This is a genomic window from Vagococcus fluvialis (genome assembly GCF_003337315.1).
Lineage (GTDB): Bacteria > Bacillota > Bacilli > Lactobacillales > Vagococcaceae > Vagococcus > Vagococcus fluvialis.
In genome coordinates this window covers 1-2,964 of record NZ_QPJV01000025.1, presented here as the reverse complement: position 1 = coordinate 2,964, position 2,964 = coordinate 1, and the positions used below count along the sequence as shown (strand labels likewise).

Sequence of the window (2,964 nt, the reverse complement as noted above, 5' to 3'; positions counted from 1 at the left end):
AATAAAAGTTGATTAACATCTTAAAGATGTTTAGCTCATTAATTTTAAAACTTGCTAGCGAATTGTATTCACTAAATATGGTTTGTTTCTACTAAGTAGAAACGCCCTACACATTTGGTTTGTCTTACTTTGTTCAGTTTTCAAAGGTCTAATCTGTGTTGCCTTAACAACTTTTATATCATACCAAGTTGTCAGAATATTGTCAACACTTTTTTAAAAAGTTTTTTTAAGAAAGTTTTAAATTCCTTAAAATCGGGAAGACAGGATTCGAACCTGCGACACCTTGGTCCCAAACCAAGTACTCTACCAAGCTGAGCTACTTCCCGTGTCATTCTTTTTAACGCGCCCAAGAGGAGTCGAACCCCTAACCTTCTGATCCGTAGTCAGACACTCTATCCAATTGAGCTATGGGCGCATATACTTTAAATTTTTTAAGGCAAAAAAAGAACCGACTCTCATTTATGTCATTGAAACTAATGACATGACCGTCAGTAATTTAACTGAAAAATATTATTAACTTTTCTCTCTTTCGCTATTCATAATCATAGCATTTTATTATTATTCTGTCTAGGGTTAAATTGTTTCCTTCTCCCGTCAAATTAAAATACTCTCCATATTCATTATATATATATATTATTTCCCGATTTATAAAAAATATTATACTTTTAAGAAGAACTTTAACTAAAATATATTCAGCAAAATACCAAACCTTTTCAAGAGATTTTATGTATTATTTCAATATGCACCTCACTTTACCTGAATTACTATAAACTAAAAATTTTAATATCAGTCGTGTTGCCAGTTTTTCATTTTAATATAAGTTATTAGATTCACTATTGTAATAGCAATTAAAAAGAATGATATAGTTAGTCATATTCCAACATCTAATTCTGATAATTAAATATTTAAGAATACATTCTAGGTAACAGAATGCTTAGCTGCTATATCAATTGGAAGTAACGATATAAATTTAAATATCACCCCAGAGCGAAACAGCACTCTAATAATTCTAGTAAAAAAAATAAACCTGAAGATATTGTAGATGCTATCATTAGATCTTTAGTGAATGATTATGATTAATCTAAAGATAAAGACTCATCAATGTAAACACTCAAACAGAAAGTTAATTAGTTGAAGTAGGAACACCTTTATTATGTTTAACCACTCCGCATCTAGTAACGTATAACAGATAATTGATGTTTTGCTTCCTCTATTGTGACCTCAACTTGTTGTGTTATTAATAGTAGCAACAAAGGTTGAACACCTCTCCTTAAACAAAATCAATCTTATCATTTTGAGATAAGTCCAAGTAGTCAGAGATAATTAACTTAACCTTATCATCAGTGATATTTTGGGTAAAACATCACACTAACCAAATCACTTACAAGTAGACTTAAAACACCGGTCAAATCTCCATAAATTTCTAACTAACCCTATTTGATTAATAGACACCATCTGTACACTCCCTATAAATCAAGGACTACTAATTATGCCCTCTCTTTAGTAGTAGTATCGATATAACAACTAAAAAGGGTTACCAATTTCTTAGATAACCCTCTTTACTAATCTTTAATTTCATTCACTTTATTTAAAGCTTTATTCATTAAATCTAAATATTCTTTTTTATGATTCTTTATATACTCTTCAGTCAAAATTTTAACCTCAGTTGATATATCAGACTTTTTGTCAACAATCTCTAATTCCTCGTTCACTTTCACTCTAGATTTAAAATCTACCTCAGTATCATTTTCTTTAGCAATAACTATTTCTATATGTTTTTTATCTTGAATCACCATAGCAAGCCCACCTTTTTTGGCTATTATTTTAAATTTTTGTTCTTCTAAAGGATAACCAATTAATCCTGTAGGTAAAATAGTCGTATAATAATGAACTCCCTCTTCATCAAGAGTAAATTGATTGAAGCCTGGTTCATCGTTGGGAGTATATATTTCCCAGCCATTTTTCTCTAGATTCTGATGATACTTTTTTTCTGTTTTAGTTAAATAAACATTAAATCCCGCGTATGAAATAATTAAAGATATAAATATCCCTAATAACACTTTATAGGTTTTATTCATCTTTAATTTTTTAGTTACATCTTTTACGATTTCTTCATCTTCTCTTAGTAATTTATCTAGAGAAATTTCTAATAAATCGCTTATAAGTATAATCGTTTCTAAATCAGGATAATTCCTGCCAACTTCCCAACTAGATACTGCCGAACGAGAGACATTCAACTTCTCCCCAAGTTGTTCTTGAGTCCACTTTCTTTTTTGACGTTCTTCCTTTATTCTTTTTCCAATATTCATTACATTCTCCTTGTATCAATTATTAAAGTTATAATTAATCTATATATATGATTGTATCATTGTATTTTAACTACGAAACCTTCCTAATAATTAAAATTGATTTTTATGGCTCTAAGCCAAATGATATGGACAGATAAAATAAATGCTTTAAAAAACTGAACAATATTCTATATTTATAGTTTTGCAAGCTCCTGTATCCATAAAACAGTGTTTTTCAATTTCTAAAGACTTAACTAGAAAAGAAGACTGACATTCACGATAAAGAAATCATTGTTTCTTTAATAAAAGGTAAGTTGGATAATGAGAAAAAATAGAATCAAAATAAAAATTTGTAACTTTCAAATCAAGTGATACTTGTATACAATTTCTATGAGACATATGAATATTCCTTTCTCAAATTGAGTTTCGTCACTTTAATTTCATACGGAAAACTCATATGTTTCTTTTTTGTGTAAAAAAAGATGTAGACAAATTTCTTCATCCACATCAAAAATTATACAGCCATTTTTATCTTTTAAAACACAAAAAAGCATCAATCTAATTTCTAGATTGATGCTTTTATGCCGAGGACCGGAATCGAACCGGTACGGAGATCACTCTCCGCAGGATTTTAAGTCCTGTGCGTCTGCCAGTTCCGCCACCCCGGCTGGAACTT

1 protein-coding gene and 3 tRNA genes are annotated in these 2,964 nt (G+C 29.7%); all 4 read right to left on the bottom strand.

Translation table 11 applies throughout. The features are described 5' to 3' along the window. Positions 1 to 252: 252 nt before the first annotated feature. The 4 genes from DFR54_RS13070 to DFR54_RS13055 all read right to left on the bottom strand — a co-directional run bounded on the left by DFR54_RS13070 (position 253) and on the right by DFR54_RS13055 (position 2,956). A tRNA-Pro gene (locus tag DFR54_RS13070) sits at positions 253 to 326 on the bottom strand. 15 nt (positions 327 to 341) lie between these two features. Next, positions 342 to 415: transfer RNA gene (locus DFR54_RS13065), tRNA-Arg, on the bottom strand. A 1,147-nt stretch (positions 416 to 1,562) separates the two neighbouring features. Then, positions 1,563 to 2,309 (bottom strand): helix-turn-helix domain-containing protein, encoded by a 747-nt coding sequence (locus tag DFR54_RS13060; protein ID WP_114290581.1) that lies wholly within the window; start codon positions 2,307 to 2,309, stop codon positions 1,563 to 1,565. Positions 2,310 to 2,870: 561 nt separating this feature from the next. After that, positions 2,871 to 2,956 (bottom strand) — tRNA-Leu (locus tag DFR54_RS13055). Positions 2,957 to 2,964: the final 8 nt, after the last annotated feature.